Origin of the sequence: Pelorhabdus rhamnosifermentans (genome assembly GCF_018835585.1) — a bacterium.
In the GTDB taxonomy this organism is placed as follows: Bacteria; Bacillota; Negativicutes; order UMGS1260; family UMGS1260; genus Pelorhabdus; species Pelorhabdus rhamnosifermentans.
Map to the genome: position 1 here is coordinate 1 of NZ_JAHGVE010000087.1, position 646 is coordinate 646.

3 protein-coding genes are annotated in these 646 nt (G+C 45.8%); 1 reads left to right on the forward strand and 2 read right to left on the reverse strand.

The window, feature by feature from the left end; all coding sequences use genetic code 11:
• Window positions 1-206: hypothetical protein (locus Ga0466249_RS25865; protein ID WP_215832377.1), on the reverse strand; the 206-nt coding region annotated here is incomplete at its 3' end.
• Between the two features lie 49 nt (window positions 207-255).
• Here Ga0466249_RS25865 and Ga0466249_RS27965 point away from each other — a divergent pair.
• Window positions 256-537, forward strand: a complete 282-nt coding sequence (locus tag Ga0466249_RS27965) for a DUF6385 domain-containing protein (RefSeq protein ID WP_376769326.1) — start codon at window positions 256-258, stop codon at window positions 535-537.
• Here the strand turns inward: Ga0466249_RS27965 and Ga0466249_RS25870 are convergent.
• Window positions 466-646 (reverse strand): hypothetical protein (locus tag Ga0466249_RS25870; RefSeq protein ID WP_215832378.1); only part of this gene is annotated, 181 nt, incomplete at its 5' end. The two genes, Ga0466249_RS27965 and Ga0466249_RS25870, sit on opposite strands and share 72 nt — an antisense overlap.

The window sequence follows — 646 nt, forward strand, 5'->3', positions numbered from 1 at the left end:
AGCATTTCCGGCACTCCTACCGTCAGCATTTCCGGCACTCCTACCGTCAGCATTTCCGGCACTCCTACCGTCAGCATTTCCGGCACTCCTACCGTCAGCATTTCCGGCACTCCTACCGTCAGCATCGACGGCACTCCTACTGTCAGCATTTCCGGCACTCCTACCGTCAGTATTCCTGGATGCGTATGCACAGTATTAGGTTTCACCGAAACCTCATTCCAAAATCTCGCAGTTAGCATTGGTTCATCACTAGCCATTACAGACGTAAATGTCTCTTCTCTTAATACATGGACCTGGTTTCTTTATACTACCGCTGCCGATGCCACAACACCGCCTGTTGTTAGACTGCAGATTAGCCCCGACGACAACAACTTAAATCTCTGGTACACTGACACCACAACAACCATCTCTTCTGGTACCACACTAATTCCACTCGTTTCTGGAAATTTTCTCAAATACTCACGGTTATATTTTACGAATGATGCTACTGCTGCTGTAACCTTGAATACAAATGTCTGGTTCAATGGACAAGGTTAATCCATCATTATCACAAAAAAATGCTCCCAGCATGAGCAATGTCATTAAGATAATGCATAGAGTATGAATCCCCAAAAGAACCGAGTACGAAAAAAGCGTACCCGGTTCT